This window comes from Hyphomonas sp. (assembly GCF_046313975.1).
GTDB lineage: Bacteria > Pseudomonadota > Alphaproteobacteria > Caulobacterales > Hyphomonadaceae > Hyphomonas.
This window is the reverse complement of record NZ_JBKBXB010000039.1, coordinates 1-13,429: the sequence shown is the minus strand read 5'-3', so window position 1 is coordinate 13,429 and position 13,429 is coordinate 1. Positions and strand designations below refer to the sequence as shown.

Genomic DNA, 13,429 nt, shown 5'->3' with positions numbered 1-13,429 from the left:
GGCTCCGGCAAGCGGCGCCCTGCGGGCGTTGGAACTCAGTTGCATGGGCCCGTACTCCGGATAGCGGCTGTTACACCTGCGTGTCCCGGTCCGTCCGCAAGAAGCGGGCCAATAGGGGGCGCGTCAGCTGGCTTTCAACTGTCGCAGCTGCTCCTTAATCCTGAGTTTCTGTCGTTTCAGGTCCTTGATCACCAGGTCGTCACCCGAGGGTCTTTTCTGTTCCTCGGAAATCTGTTGGTCCAGATGGCGGTGCTTCGCAGCAAGCTCACTGATCCGACCATTGAGCGACATGGGCAGTCTCCTTGTTTTCAGCACGGTCCTTGCGTGACCGTTTTCTGACATTGCCACAGACGGGGGCCGGAGTCATGGAAAACCGGACCCGGATTCCTCAACTGTGCGTTAATTGATCAGCGGCTGGCGCGCCCGGCTGCCTTGCGGCGGGACTTCTCGAGGAACATGGCCTGGTCGGCCTGCGCGATCAGCGCGGCGGCGCTCTGGCCGGGGCGCCACTCGACGACGCCGCAGGAGGCGCCGATGCGCACCGCCGGGGTCGCCGGATTGACCTCGTCGCGCACTTCCAGCGCATCAATCGAGGCGGCGAGTTGGGCGGCCTTGCGCTGGCTGTCATCGAAGGTGGCATGGGCGAGCACGACGCCGAATTCGTCGCCGCCGAGGCGCCCGACGATATCGGTCTCGCGCGTGCGCTGCAGCAGGATGTCCGCAACCTTCATCAGCACACTGTCGCCGGCAGCGTGGCCGTAGATGTCGTTGACCATCTTGAAATTGTCGAGGTCGATGAAGATCAGCGAGAGGGGCGTCTCGAACCGGCCGGAAAGCGCGATCTCGCGGCGCACTTCGCGTTCGAAGGCGCGGCGGTTGAAGATCGGCAGGAGGGCATCGTTGTCTGCCAGTGATTCGGCTTCGGCGAGGGCAGCGCGCAGGCCTTCGGCTTCCTCGCGCAGGGCCAGTACTTCCTCGCTCAGCGCTTCCAGCGCCGCGCGTGTGCGCCGGTCGAGCCGGGACACATCGATGCCGAGCGCATCGAGCAAGGCCCGGTGCGCGCCGGAATCGGGGGAAGGAAAGTCTTTGGCCATGGCCGGAAGATAGCCCGGAATCAGCCCTCTGTAGAGCCCCGCCCGCATTTCGCCTGTGGCGCGAAACCGGCAAGCTTCCTGAACCCGCACGGGAAAGGTTGACCCCGGCCCGGGCGCACTTATGGTGCGCGCTTTCCGGCAGAGAGGCAGGCATGGTTGCGGGCAAGTCCCCGGTGGTGGGCATTATCATGGGCAGCCAGTCGGACTGGCCGGTCATGCAGGAGGCCGCCCGGATGCTGGAGGCGATGGATGTGGCCTATGAGGCGAAGATCGTCTCTGCGCACCGCACACCGGACCGGCTGGTGGAGTATGCGAAATCCGCCAAGGGCCGCGGCCTGAAGGTGATCATTGCCGGCGCCGGCGGCGCGGCGCACCTGCCGGGCATGGCGGCCTCGATGACGCCCCTGCCCGTGCTGGGTGTGCCGGTTCAGTCGAAAGCGCTGAAAGGGCTCGATAGCCTTCTCTCCATCGTGCAGATGCCGAAGGGCATTCCGGTGGGTACGCTGGCCATCGGCGAGGCGGGCGCGGCGAATGCGGGCCTGCTGGCCGCTTCGATCATTGCGCTGGAAGATGCGGGCGTTGCGGCGAAGCTGGACGCCTTCCGCGCGAGCCAGACGGACGGCGTGAAAGAGGTTCCCGAGGGATGACGCCGCTGCGGCCGGGCGCCACGATCGGCATCCTCGGCGGCGGCCAGCTGGGCCGGATGCTGGCGAGCGCCGGGGCGCAGCTGGGCTTTGATGTGCTGATCTATTCGCCGGAGGAAGACCCGCCGGCAGGACGGGTAGCGGCGGGGGTCTGGTCGGCGGCCTGGGACGATACCGAGGCGCTGACGGAATTTGCGAAAGCCTGCGATGCGGTGACGCTGGAATTCGAGAATGTCCCGGTACGGACGGTGGAGGCTGTAGAAGCTGCCGGCGCGCCGGTGCGGCCGGGGGCGAGATCGCTGACCGTGTCGCAGGACCGGTACACCGAGAAGACCTTCCTCAATGCGCAGGACATTCCCACGGCGCGCTTCGAGCCGGTGGACGGGCCGGGCGATGTGATTTCCGCGCTGAAGGCTGTCGGCGGCACGGGCGTGCTGAAGACGCGGCGCGAGGGATATGACGGCAAGGGACAGGCCTGGATCCGCTCGCCGGAAGAGGCGGAAGCCGCGTGGCGGCGGATTGGCGAAGCGCCGGCGATCCTTGAAGCAGCGGTCGGCTTCCAGTGCGAGATTTCGGTGATCGTTGCGCGGTCCGCCAATGGAGAAACCGCAACCTGGGCACCGCCGCGCAATACGCACAAGGACGGCATCCTTTCCCTGTCGCAGGTGCCGAGCGGATTGCCGAAAGCGGTGGAGGATGAGGCGCGCGCGAAGGCGCAGCGGCTGGTTCAGGCGCTGGACCATGTCGGCGTGCTGGCGCTGGAATATTTCGTACTGCCGGACGGCACGCTGCTGGCGAACGAGTTTGCGCCCCGCGTGCATAATTCCGGGCACTGGACGCCGGAGGCCTGCCAGACGGGGCAGTTCGAGCAGCATATGCGCTGCGTTGCCGGCTGGCCGCTGGGGTCGACCTATCGCCTCTTCGATGCCGAGATGATCAACCTGATCGGCGAGGCAGGGCTTGTCAGCCCGGCAAGCCTCGGGCCGTATGACACGCTGACCCTTTATGGCAAGCGCGAGGCCCGCCCCGGCCGCAAGATGGGACATATCACGCGCCGCCTAGGACCCCGAAAGGACTGAACACATGCGCCTTCCCGTATCGACCTGGCCGGACATTGAGGGCTGGCTGAAGAAATCCAAGACCATCGTCATCCCCATCGGCTCGTTTGAGCAGCATGGGCCGAACGGGTTCATCGGCACCGATGCGCTGTGCCCGGAGATCATCGCCAACCATGCCGAGAGCCTGGCGCCGGATGACATTCTCGTCGGGCCGACGTTCAATGTGGGCTGCGCGCAGCATCACCTCGGCTTTACCGGCACGATCACGCTGCGCCCTTCGACAATGATCGCGGCGATGGTAGACTGGACCGAGAGCCTGATGCGCCACGGCTTCGAGCGGCTCTACTGGCTGAACGGGCATGGCGGGAACATCGCCACGATCGAGACAGCATTTGCAGAAATCCATGCACGGCGCAGTTTTGATCCGCGCGGCGAGAACAACCGGCCGGGTCTCAGCCTGAAGCGGCGCGACTGGTGGGACTTCAAGGACGTGATGGGCATCTGCAACGAGCTCTACCCGGTCGGCCATGGCAGCCACGCGACGCCTTCGGAAGTGTCCGTCACCTACTGGGCCTATCCGGATCGTGAGCGCTCGAAAACGCCGATGAGTCCTAAGATTGCGCCCTCGGGCACGATTGGTGACGCGGTGCAGTATCGCAGGGATTTCCCGGATGGCCGCATCGGCTCTGACCCGACACAGTCGAGTGTCGAGGATGGCGGGAAGATCGTGGCGGTCGCGGCGAAGTGCGTGCTGGAGGAAGTGGCGCGGTTTGGTGCCTGAAACCGGCGTAATCTTCGGCTTCCCGCACTGGAAGCCTTAAGCCAAGCGGGCTACGACTGGCGCAAGAAGGTGAGGCACCCAAGGCACAATGCTCGAAGTCAGAGGGCTCGAAAAATCCTACGGGACCAAGACGGCGGTGCAGGGCGTGTCCTTCACCGTGGAGAAGGGCACTGTGCTCGGATTCCTGGGGCCCAATGGCGCGGGCAAGTCCACCACAATGCGGATGATTACCGGCGTGCTGGAGCCGGACATGGGCGATGCGCTGATCGACGGCAAATCCATCATCTCCCAGCGCCGCGCCGCGCAGGCCGCGCTCGGCTACCTGCCGGAAGGCGCGCCGCTGTATGAGGACATGACGCCGCCGGAATTCCTGCGCTTCCTCGCCGAGGTGCGCACCCTGCCCCGCAAGGCGCGCGGTCATGCCATCGACCGGGCGATTGCGGATGCAAGGATTTCGACCGTGCTGGGCCAGCGGATCGGTTCGCTGTCGAAGGGCTATCGCCGGCGGGTGGGGCTGGCGGGCGCGATCCTGCATGATCCGCCGGTGCTTGTGCTGGACGAACCGACGGACGGGCTGGACCCGAACCAGAAGCGTGCCGTGCGGGCGCTGATCGCGCGCATGGCGGCAACCAAGGCGATCGTGATTTCGACCCATACGCTGACCGAGGTGCCCGCGATGTGCAGCCGGGCCGTGCTGATCGACCGTGGACGGATCGTTGCGGATGACACGCCGGCGGGCCTCGCGCGCCGGTCGGAGGATGGCACGCTGGAGAGCGCCTTCGCGCGCCTGACCGACCAGACCGAGGACGAAACGCTGTGATTGCTTACCTGCAGCGCCAGTTCAGCGGGTTTGCCGCGACGTACCGACGCGAGCTGGGCGCGTATTTCTCGACGCCGATGGCCTATGTGTTTCTCGCCGTGTTCCTGCTGGCGCTGGGCCTCTTCACCTGGGAGGCAGGCCGGTTTTTCGATACCGGCGTTGCCGACCTGCAGCCCTTCTTTGCCTGGCACCCCTGGCTCTACATGATCTTCCTGCCGGCCCTCGCGATGCGTCTGTGGACGGATGAACAGGCGGCGGGGACGGATGAACTCCTGATGTCGTTGCCTGTGGGCATTCCGGGACTGGTGGCGGGCAAGCTGTTTGCGGCCTGGACAGTGGCGGGCGTGGGCCTGCTTCTGACGCTGCCGGTCTGGGTGTCGGTGAACTTCCTTGGCAATCCGGACAATGCCGCGATTGCGATGACCTATTTCGTCAGCCTGCTGATGGCTGGGGCATATCTTTCGATTGGTGCGGCGGTGTCTTCACTGTCGCGCAGCCAGGTGACGGCGTTTGTCATCAGCGTGGTGATCGCCTTCGTGTTCACGGCGGCGGGATGGCCGCTGGTATTGTCCACCGTGCAGACGCTGTTCGGCACGGGCTTTGCCGACCTGATCGCGCGGTTCTCCTTCATCACACAGTTCGAAAGCGCGCAGCGCGGCGTGCTGGAGCTGCGCGTGGTGGCCTATTTCCTAGGCTTCACGGCGACCTTTGCCTATCTCAACTGCCTGTGGGCCTCGCGCCAGAGGCTCGGCTGATGGATACGCGGCGCTACGTCATCCTTTCGACAGTGCTGGCCGGCGTGATCCTGCTGGCGGGGAATATTGCGGCGCAGTCCCTACTCTCGGGCGCGCGGATCGATTTCACCGAGGGCAAGCTCTACACCCTGTCGAAAGCGACCGAGACGACTCTGAGGGAAATCGCCGAGCCGGTGGACCTGACCTTCGTCTATTCGCGCCGCGCCGGGCAGGATTTTCCCGCGATCCAGGCGCATGCGGCACGTGTGCGCGAGCTGCTGGCGACGTATGAGACGCGCTCAGGCGGGCGGGTGCGCGTACGCGAGATTGATCCGGCGCCCTTTTCGCCGGCGGAGGACGAGGCGCTGGCCGCCGGGATTGCCGCTGTGCCGACAGGCGGCGATGATCCGCTCTATTTCGGCATCATCGGCCACAATACCATCGACGATATGCGCATCCTGCCCTTCCTGTCGCCGGACCAGGATACGACGCTGGAATATGACCTTACACGGATGATCAGCCGGCTGGATGAACCGGAGCCCCCGCGCATCGGCATTCTCTCGGCGCTGGCGGGTATGACCGTGCCCGACCCGGAGGCAGGCTACAGCCTGCTGCGTGACATTGATCGCAGCTTCGACATGGAAATCCTGTCGCCGGACTTCGGCGCGCTGCCAGCCGGGCTGGACGTGTTGCTTGTGGCGCATCCGCCGCCGCTGTCGAGCCGGCAGGAATGGCTGATCGACCAGTTCCTGCTGCGCGGCGGGCGGGCGGTCTTCCTGGTCGACCCGGCGGCGAAGACGGCGGTGACGGGCGACATGTTCGGCATGAGCAATGAACTCGCGCGCTCCAGCCTCGGGCGGCTTGGCCGGGCATGGGGCGTCGAACTGTCGCCGGACGCCGTGGCGGATGCCGCATTTGCGCTGCCGGTGCCGGTGCAGACGCCGGGCGGGCGGATGGAGGAGATGGCGCATCCCCTGTTCCTGGGCGTCACGCGCGAGGCAATCAATCGCTCCGATCCGATCACGGCGGACCTTGTGCGCGTGGTGAATTTCGGTGCACCGGGCGCACTGATCACCGGAACGCTGCCAGCGGGCCTGGTCATCTCGCCCCTGATCACGACGGGACCAAGCCCTTCCTTTATCGACGCCGGACAGGCTGTGCGCGACATGCCGCCTGCCGATGTGCTGCGCGTCTACAGGAGCCAGCCCGGTCCGCTGACGCTCGCGGCACGCCTGTCCGGAACGCTGACCACCGCCTTCCCTGCCGGGGCTCCGCCGCCGGACCAGGCCCGCCAGGGCGGCAATGCGGAGCTGGCGCGCGCTGAGGCGGCCGCAGCCCTGCCGCATATCAGTTCCGGCGAGAAGCCGGCCGAAATCGTGATCGTTGCGGATGCGGATTTCATTTCTGATGCGTTCTATGTGCTGCCGGACAGCGGCGCAGCGGTCGCGGACAATGGCGCGCTGGTGCTGAACGCGTTGGACGCACTTTCGGGCGGCGGCGATCTCTCGCAGCTGCGCTCTCGCGCGCCGGCGCTGCGTTCCATGACGCGGATCGACCGTATGCGGAGCGCGGCGGAGGAGCAGTATTTCCGTCAGCAGGAACAGTTGCAGGGTCGCCTCGCCTCGGCGCAGGCTCGGCTGGCACAGCTGCAGGAAACCGGCGCCGGGGATGGCTTCTTCGCGGGAGATGTGCAGGCCGAGCTCAGCGAAGCCGAGCGCGCAGAACTGAACCTGCTGCGCGAGGATATCCTGTCACTGCGCGCACGCCTGCGCGAGACAGAAGCAGGATTCCGCCGCGACATTGACCAGCTGGAAGCCTGGATGAAGGCGGTCAATATCTGGGGCGGTCCGATCCTCGTGGGCATTGCCGGGCTGATCGTCTGGCGGCGTCAGACACGGGCGCGGAGGCCGGCCGCATGAGCACGCTTCGCGATGCAAGACGGGGCCGCCGGGTGCTGGTGATGGCCGGGGTCGCCGGCGCGCTGGCTGCGATGGCGGCGCTGGCCAACATGGGCGGGGCGGCTGCGCCCCGCAGCGAGCGAACCGGCAAGCCGGTGCTGCCGGATTTCGCCGCCAAACGCGCGGAGGCAACCGGCATCCGCGTGATCCTGGCCGATGAGAGCTACATGCTGGTGGCCACCGGCGAAGGCTGGAAGCTGGGGGGCAGCGACGGCTATCCGGTGCGCCAGGACAGGCTGGCAGATCTGGCAGAGGGCCTTGAGGGCCTGACCTGGGATGTTCCGCGCACGGAGGACCCGGCGAAGCTGAACGCCGTTGGCCTCGGTGATCCGCGCGAAGGCGGCACCGGCGCGCTGGTCGAGATCCTGGGCCCTGAAGGCGAGGTCTCAGCCTCGATCATAACCGGTCGAAAGGATGCCTGGATCTATGCGCGCCTGCCGGACGAGTCGCGGGCCTACCGCGTCAAGGGAAGCCTGCCACCTTTCTACGCCGCTGATGCCTGGCTGGACCTGAACTTTCTCGGCATCCACGAGGATGCGATTTCCGGCGTGCGCCTGTCGAATGCCGCAGGCGAGAACCTGTACCTGCAGCGCACGATCGGGGCGAGCGACCGGGCATTCCGGCCTGGCCCGCCTTACCAGAACTATCGCCTGACGAGCCGGCTGGCCGTGTCCGGGCCCGCACTGGCGCTGACACGGTTCATGCCCATCGGCGTGAAATCCGCCGCGGCGCTGCGCACCGAACCTGTGGCGCGCCATATCACCGAGACGCATGACGGGCTGGAAGTGGATGTGCGTGCCTACCGTGAGCGCGACGGGTTTTTCATCACCATGCGGGCCATCGAGGCGGGCGAAGGCGCGCAGCGCGCAGCGGCCATCAATGAGCGCACGAAAGGCTGGGCCTTCCAGCTGACACAGGCGGACTGGATGGATTACGCGCCGCCGATTTCCGAGATTGTCCAGCCGCCGGGCTGAAAACCGTCCGTCAGCGGACGGGCATCGCGGCGAGGACTTTGCCGAAGCCCGCTTCCTGTACGATCAGGACACAGGTTGCGGTACAGTCCGGCAGGGTGATATCCGCGCGGCCACCGAGCCAAGGGCCGATCTGCTGTACGCTGGTGACGGGGTTAGGCATCTTTGTAGTGTTGTCCGCGCCGGTGAGGTAGGTGACCCACCAGATATCCACGAGACCGTCGCTGGTGCCCGTGAGCGTGACGGCCTTGCCGGTACGTTTCAGATGCACGTCCGCCGGCTCGGCCGTTTTGACTTTCTCGAGCGCGGCCGCGACTTTCGCGGGCTTGTTGCCTGCGGTCTGCTCGGCGCCGTTGAACACGGTCTGCGGTGTGTAGGGGCCGCGAAGCGAGAAGCGTTCGACATATCCACGCTGCCGGTCCTTCGACTCCGGCAGCGCCATCTTTTCCTTGCTTCCGAGATAATCCCAATAGTCCACCGGCCAGGTGAGGATCAGAACCTTGCGGCCGTGTTCCTGCTCGACTGCGGCGAGGGTCTTGTAGGCCGCCGGGCAAGCCCGGCAGTTCTTGGAGGCGAAAAGTTCGATCAGAACGGGACCCTCTGCGCGCGCGGGCGCGGCAAAGCCACATATCAGGGCAAGCATGAGGAGCAGACGGATCATAGCCGATTTATAAGAGCTCCCTCCCTTCCCGCACAGTCACAGCCGCGTGAGAGGCTGCAAAAAGCCCGCAGCACCTGTCAGCGCTGCGGGCCCAAGCCTGCATTACTCTACGTCAGCCGCCCTGACGCGCAAGGTTGCGCAGCACATAGTGCAGCACGCCGCCATGCTTGACATAGTCGACCTCGATCTCGGTATCGATCCGGCATTTGATCTGGATCTCCTTCACCGAACCATCAGCATAGGTGATCTTGCACGGGACCGTGGAGAGCGGGCGGATGTCGTTGCCGAGGCCTTCGATGTCGATGATCTCAGTGCCCTTGAGTCCGAGTGTCTTGCGGTTTTCGCCAGGCATGAACTCGAACGGGATGACCCCCATGCCGACAAGGTTGGAGCGGTGGATTCGCTCGAAGCTCTCGGCGATGACGGCCTTGACGCCGAGCAGGTTGGTGCCCTTCGCCGCCCAGTCGCGGCTGGAGCCGGCGCCGTATTCGATGCCGCCGATGACGACGAGCGGGTCGCCCCGGTCGATCCAGGCCATGGCTGCATCATAGATTGATGTCTGCTGACCATCCGGCCCGAGCGTGTAGCCGCCTTCGACGCCCTCCAGCATTTCGTTCTTGATACGGATGTTCGCGAACGTGCCGCGCATCATCACTTCATGGTTGCCCCGGCGCGAGCCGTAGGAGTTGAAGTCCTTCACCGGCACCTGACGGTCGGTCAGGTATTTGCCGGCGGGGCTGGTCGCCTTGAACGAGCCGGCGGGCGAGATGTGGTCGGTGGTGATCATGTCGCCGAGCAGCGCGAGCACACGGGCGCGGCGGATGGGGTTGATGTCGCCCTTCTCCGGAGACATGCTGCGGAAGTAGGGCGGGTTCTGGATATAGGTGGAACTGATCGGCCAGTCATAGGTTTCAGCGTCCGTGGTCTGAACACCCTGCCATTTGGCATCGCCCTTGAAGACGTCGGCGTACTTCGAAATGAACATCTCGCGGGTGACGACCGAGTGCACCATGTCGGCGATTTCCTTGGTCGTCGGCCAGATGTCCTTCAGGTAGACCGGCTTGCCATCCTTCGAGGTGGCGATGGGGTCCTTGGCGATGTCGATGTTCATGTCGCCGGCGATGGCATAGGCGACGACCAGCGGCGGCGAGGCAAGATAGTTCGCGCGCACGTCCGGGCTGATGCGGCCTTCGAAGTTGCGGTTGCCGGAGAGGACCGAGACAGCGACGAGGTCATTCTCATTGATCGACTTGGAAATCTCGGGCGCCAGCGGGCCGGAATTGCCGATACAGGTGGTGCAGCCATAGCCGACGAGGTTGAAGCCGAGGGCGTCGAGATCTTCCTGCAGGCCGGCGGCGTTGAGGTATTCCGAGACGACCTGCGAGCCTGGGGCGAGCGAAGTCTTGACCCAGGGCTTGCGGGTGAGGCCGAGGGCGCGCGCCTTGCGGGCGACGAGACCAGCGCCGATCAGCACATAAGGGTTTGACGTGTTGGTGCACGAGGTGATCGAGGCGATCACGACCGAGCCGTCACGCAGCGCGTAGTCCTGGCCCTCGACGGCGCCGGAACTGAAGCCATCATGGTTGCCCGGCACGCCGTTGGGGCTGGGCTTGCCGCCCTCTTCCACCATTTCGGATTTCTGTTGCGCGGAGGCGGTCGCCGGCGTGCGCACGCCGCGGATGTAGTCGCCGAACACTTTCGCCGCCTGATCAAGGGCGACATGGTCCTGCGGGCGTTTCGGACCGGAGATGGCGGGGACGACATCGCCGAGATCGAGATGCAGGGTGGAGGTGTAGACGGGTGCATAGTCCGGGCCGCGCCAGAAACCGTTTTCCTTGGCATAGGCTTCGACAAGGGCGATGCGGTCTTCTTCGCGGCCGGTCTGGCGCAGGTAGCGGATCGTCTCATCATCAATCGGGAAGAAGCCGCAGGTGGCGCCGTATTCAGGAGCCATGTTGGCAATGGTGGCGCGGTCGGCGAGCGGCATATTGTCGAGGCCGGGGCCGTAGAATTCGACGAACTTGTTCACGACGCCGTGCTTGCGCAGCATTTGCACGACTTTCAGCACGAGGTCGGTCGCGGTGACGCCTTCCTTCAGCGCGCCGGTGATCTTGAATCCGACGACTTCCGGGATCAGCATCGAGACAGGCTGGCCAAGCATGGCGGCTTCTGCCTCGATCCCGCCGACGCCCCAGCCGAGAACGGCGAGGCCGTTGACCATCGTGGTGTGGCTGTCTGTGCCAACCAGCGTGTCCGGATAGGCGACGATGGAGCCGTCCGTGTCCGTATCGGTCCAGACCGTCTGGGCGAGATATTCGAGGTTCACCTGGTGGCAGATGCCGGTGCCGGGGGGCACGACGCGGAAATTGTTGAAAGCTTTCTGCCCCCATTTTAGGAAGGTGTAGCGCTCCATGTTGCGCTCGTACTCGAGGTCGACGTTCGCCTGGAAGGCGCGGGCATTGCCGAACTCGTCGATCATCACCGAGTGGTCGATCACCAGGTCAACCGGGACCAGCGGGTTGATCTTCTTGGCGTCGCCGCCGAGCGCCTTGATGCCGTCGCGCATCGCGGCGAGGTCGACCACGGCCGGAACGCCGGTGAAGTCCTGCATCAGCACGCGGGCCGGGCGGTAAGCGATCTCGCGGGGGTTCTGGCCGCCCTTGTCGGCCCATTCGCCGAAGGCGCGGATATCATCTTCAACAACGGTCAGACCATCCTCGAAGCGCAGCATGTTCTCGAGCAGGACCTTCAGCGAGGCCGGCAGGCGGGAAAGGTCGCCGAGGCCTGCATTCTTCGCGGCCGCAGCCAGCGAATAATAGGTGTAGGACTTGCCGCCCGCCTTGAGCGTGCTTCTCGACTTAAAGCTGTCTTTTGAGGGCATCTGGGCCTCTGCCTCCTGTCACGGGACCGGCTCCGGCGCTGGTCCGCCATGTTGCGCTGGGGCCCTCTTATAGATGGTGTCCCCCGGGCGCAATTGGGACAAAGGGTCTATCCGGCAGCGCCAGACCGGCTAAAACGGCTGGCAAGCAGGTTTTCGGGCACAGAGGGCGCCATGTTCCGATGCAGCATCCTTTTGCTGGCCGCAATCGGCGGCTCCGGGGCTGTGGCCGTCGCCGAGCCGGACCCTACTATCAAGGTAGAGAGCGCCCTGCCCGGTGTGGAGGCGCTGACCCTCGATACCCTGCTGGGCGACTGGGGCCTCTATGACCGGAACCAGAAACGCACGGCTGGCGCCGCCCGCTCCTGCGCGGAGTGGGACCATGAGGTTCTGTGGCTGGATTTCGACGGCGGCCGCGTGCCGCTCTATGGCGCGTTCAAAGTCATCCGCGCGCATGATGGCGCGCTCTGGTACCTGACTGCCCACAGCCAGCATCAGGTCAGCCAGATCAGCAATCCGAGCGGCGACCGGGTTGAGCTCGGCGCCGGAGACCAGAGGCTGGTGCTGCTGCGCAGCGACCTGCACGCCTACCGGGCCGGGATGGCGAAGCGGCAGCACGAGCCGGACAGCGCAGCCCTTGAAGCGCGCGGGGGATATCCGGTCGAGTTCTTCGAGTTCCGGATGTGGGACGCTGCCCGGCATTCCGGCAGCGCGATGCCCGACGGCGCCGGGCGCGCGCTCAAATGCATTCCGGGGCAGACGCTCTGACGACCTCCTCCACTCCCCTGCTTGCTGCCCGCGGCCTCGGCATGATCCGGGGCGAACGCGTGCTGTTCCGCGATGTCTCGTTGTCGCTGGCTGCGGGCGAGGCAATCCTTCTGCGCGGGGCCAATGGCGCAGGCAAGACAACGCTGCTGCGCATTCTGGCCGGCCTGACACGCCCCGAGGCGGGGAGCGTTTCGAAGGGGGCGGCAGTGCACTGGTTTGCCCACCGCGAAGGGCTGAAACCGGCCGAGACGCCGCGCACTCACCTTGCGCTCTGGGCTTCGGCCTGGGGCTCAAACATTGACCGGGAAGTGATCCTTACCCGGATGGGCCTCGCCCGGCCGGCGGAGGTGCCGGCGCGCCACCTGTCTGCAGGGCAGCGGCGGCGCACGGCGCTGGCGCGGTTGCTGCTGGAAGACCGGCCGGTCTGGCTGCTGGACGAGCCCTATACAGCGCTCGACGCCGAGGGGCGCCGGCTGGTCAATGATCTGATCGCAGAGCATCGGGCAAAAGGCGGTGCGCTGATTGCGGCGATCCATGGCGAGGCGGGATTTGCGCCGTCCTCGGAGCTTGCCCTGTGAGCCGCCCCGCCCCCATCCTCGCCGCCTTCCGGCAGGCCTTTGGCGAGGCCTGGGCCGGCGGCGCGGGGGCGCTGCTGCCGCTGGGATTCCTGGGCGGGGCGGCGGTGCTGGTGCCCCTCGGCATCGGCAGCGACGGCGATACGCTGCGCGCGGTTGGCCCCGGCATCATCTGGGTGGCGCTCGCGCTCTCCAGCCTCGTGACGCTGGAGCGCATTTTTCAGGCCGATACCGAGGACGGCACGCTGGACCTCTGGCTGCAGGCCGACGCCCCCGCTTCGGCGATTGCGGCGGCGAAGACGCTGGCGCACTGGCTGGCGGCGGGATTGCCGCTGGCACTTTTCTCGCCGCTGCTGGCGCTGATGTTTCAGGCCGAGGCGAGCGGCGAGCTGATCCTGCATGCGGGCTACTACGCGCTCGGCAGCCTTGCCTTCTTCTTCTGGGGCGGCGTGGGCGCCGCGCTTTCCGCCACCGTGCCCCGGGGCGG

Annotated in this window: 14 protein-coding genes; 10 read left to right on the top strand and 4 right to left on the bottom strand. The window is 65.9% G+C overall.

From position 1 onward, the window contains the following. Positions 1-123: 123 nt before the first annotated feature. On the bottom strand, positions 124-291 hold the full coding sequence (locus ACK4TE_RS12805; protein WP_409911917.1) for a YdcH family protein: 168 nt from the start codon (positions 289-291) through the stop codon (positions 124-126). 116 nt (positions 292-407) lie between these two features. After that, positions 408-1,094: a GGDEF domain-containing protein gene (locus ACK4TE_RS12800; protein ID WP_409911916.1), complete on the bottom strand. Its 687-nt coding sequence runs from the start codon at positions 1,092-1,094 to the stop codon at positions 408-410. Between the two features lie 152 nt (positions 1,095-1,246). On the opposite strand from ACK4TE_RS12800, the gene purE reads away from it, so the two are divergent. The 7 genes from purE (at position 1,247) to ACK4TE_RS12765 (ending at position 8,063) form a co-directional block, all read left to right on the top strand. Continuing rightward, complete coding sequence (purE, locus tag ACK4TE_RS12795; RefSeq protein ID WP_409911915.1) at positions 1,247-1,741, top strand: 5-(carboxyamino)imidazole ribonucleotide mutase; 495 nt, start codon at positions 1,247-1,249, stop codon at positions 1,739-1,741. Beyond that, on the top strand, positions 1,738-2,817 hold the full coding sequence (locus ACK4TE_RS12790) for a 5-(carboxyamino)imidazole ribonucleotide synthase (RefSeq protein WP_409911914.1): 1,080 nt from the start codon (positions 1,738-1,740) through the stop codon (positions 2,815-2,817). The genes purE and ACK4TE_RS12790 overlap by 4 nt, the downstream gene beginning before the upstream one ends. Positions 2,818-2,821: 4 nt before the next feature. Further along, positions 2,822-3,577: a creatininase family protein gene (locus ACK4TE_RS12785; protein ID WP_409911913.1), complete on the top strand. Its 756-nt coding sequence runs from the start codon at positions 2,822-2,824 to the stop codon at positions 3,575-3,577. Positions 3,578-3,665: 88 nt separating this feature from the next. Further along, entirely contained in the window at positions 3,666-4,397 is a 732-nt protein-coding gene (locus ACK4TE_RS12780) for an ABC transporter ATP-binding protein (RefSeq protein ID WP_409911912.1), read from the top strand. Next, entirely contained in the window at positions 4,394-5,152 is a 759-nt protein-coding gene (locus ACK4TE_RS12775) for an ABC transporter permease subunit (RefSeq protein ID WP_409911911.1), read from the top strand. The genes ACK4TE_RS12780 and ACK4TE_RS12775 overlap by 4 nt, the downstream gene beginning before the upstream one ends. Further along, on the top strand, positions 5,152-7,050 hold the full coding sequence (locus tag ACK4TE_RS12770) for a Gldg family protein (protein WP_409911910.1): 1,899 nt from the start codon (positions 5,152-5,154) through the stop codon (positions 7,048-7,050). Before ACK4TE_RS12775 ends, ACK4TE_RS12770 begins: the two co-directional genes overlap by 1 nt. Further along, complete coding sequence (locus ACK4TE_RS12765; protein ID WP_409911909.1) at positions 7,047-8,063, top strand: DUF4340 domain-containing protein; 1,017 nt, start codon at positions 7,047-7,049, stop codon at positions 8,061-8,063. The genes ACK4TE_RS12770 and ACK4TE_RS12765 overlap by 4 nt, the downstream gene beginning before the upstream one ends. Positions 8,064-8,073: 10 nt before the next feature. Here ACK4TE_RS12765 and ACK4TE_RS12760 read toward each other — a convergent pair whose 3' ends face one another. Beyond that, entirely contained in the window at positions 8,074-8,721 is a 648-nt protein-coding gene (locus tag ACK4TE_RS12760; protein ID WP_409911908.1) for a DUF1223 domain-containing protein, read from the bottom strand. Positions 8,722-8,833: 112 nt separating this feature from the next. Next, positions 8,834-11,602 carry an aconitate hydratase AcnA gene (gene acnA, locus ACK4TE_RS12755; RefSeq protein WP_409911907.1) on the bottom strand — a complete coding sequence of 923 codons (2,769 nt, stop codon included), beginning with the start codon at positions 11,600-11,602 and terminating at the stop codon, positions 8,834-8,836. A 171-nt stretch (positions 11,603-11,773) separates the two neighbouring features. On the opposite strand from acnA, the gene ACK4TE_RS12750 reads away from it, so the two are divergent. The 3 genes from ACK4TE_RS12750 to ACK4TE_RS12740 all read left to right on the top strand — a co-directional run. Next, positions 11,774-12,367: a hypothetical protein gene (locus ACK4TE_RS12750; RefSeq protein WP_409911906.1), complete on the top strand. Its 594-nt coding sequence runs from the start codon at positions 11,774-11,776 to the stop codon at positions 12,365-12,367. Then, complete coding sequence (gene ccmA, locus ACK4TE_RS12745; RefSeq protein ID WP_409911905.1) at positions 12,343-12,945, top strand: heme ABC exporter ATP-binding protein CcmA; 603 nt, start codon at positions 12,343-12,345, stop codon at positions 12,943-12,945. The genes ACK4TE_RS12750 and ccmA overlap by 25 nt, the downstream gene beginning before the upstream one ends. Beyond that, a partial coding sequence (locus ACK4TE_RS12740) for a heme exporter protein CcmB (protein WP_409911904.1) occupies positions 12,942-13,429 on the top strand: 488 nt, incomplete at its 3' end. The genes ccmA and ACK4TE_RS12740, both read left to right, overlap by 4 nt.

What these genes read in the sequence shown, in the direction of transcription:
- ACK4TE_RS12805 (WP_409911917.1), bottom strand. Translation starts at nt 291, where the DNA reads ATGTCGCTCAATGGTCGGATCAGTGAGCTTGCTGCGAAGCACCGCCAT.
- ACK4TE_RS12800 (WP_409911916.1), bottom strand. Translation starts at nt 1,094, where the DNA reads ATGGCCAAAGACTTTCCTTCCCCCGATTCCGGCGCGCACCGGGCCTTG.
- purE (WP_409911915.1), top strand. Translation starts at nt 1,247, where the DNA reads ATGGTTGCGGGCAAGTCCCCGGTGGTGGGCATTATCATGGGCAGCCAG.
- ACK4TE_RS12790 (WP_409911914.1), top strand. Translation starts at nt 1,738, where the DNA reads ATGACGCCGCTGCGGCCGGGCGCCACGATCGGCATCCTCGGCGGCGGC.
- ACK4TE_RS12785 (WP_409911913.1), top strand. Translation starts at nt 2,822, where the DNA reads ATGCGCCTTCCCGTATCGACCTGGCCGGACATTGAGGGCTGGCTGAAG.
- ACK4TE_RS12780 (WP_409911912.1), top strand. Translation starts at nt 3,666, where the DNA reads ATGCTCGAAGTCAGAGGGCTCGAAAAATCCTACGGGACCAAGACGGCG.
- ACK4TE_RS12770 (WP_409911910.1), top strand. Translation starts at nt 5,152, where the DNA reads ATGGATACGCGGCGCTACGTCATCCTTTCGACAGTGCTGGCCGGCGTG.
- ACK4TE_RS12765 (WP_409911909.1), top strand. Translation starts at nt 7,047, where the DNA reads ATGAGCACGCTTCGCGATGCAAGACGGGGCCGCCGGGTGCTGGTGATG.
- ACK4TE_RS12760 (WP_409911908.1), bottom strand. Translation starts at nt 8,721, where the DNA reads ATGATCCGTCTGCTCCTCATGCTTGCCCTGATATGTGGCTTTGCCGCG.
- acnA (WP_409911907.1), bottom strand. Translation starts at nt 11,602, where the DNA reads ATGCCCTCAAAAGACAGCTTTAAGTCGAGAAGCACGCTCAAGGCGGGC.
- ACK4TE_RS12750 (WP_409911906.1), top strand. Translation starts at nt 11,774, where the DNA reads ATGTTCCGATGCAGCATCCTTTTGCTGGCCGCAATCGGCGGCTCCGGG.
- ccmA (WP_409911905.1), top strand. Translation starts at nt 12,343, where the DNA reads ATGCATTCCGGGGCAGACGCTCTGACGACCTCCTCCACTCCCCTGCTT.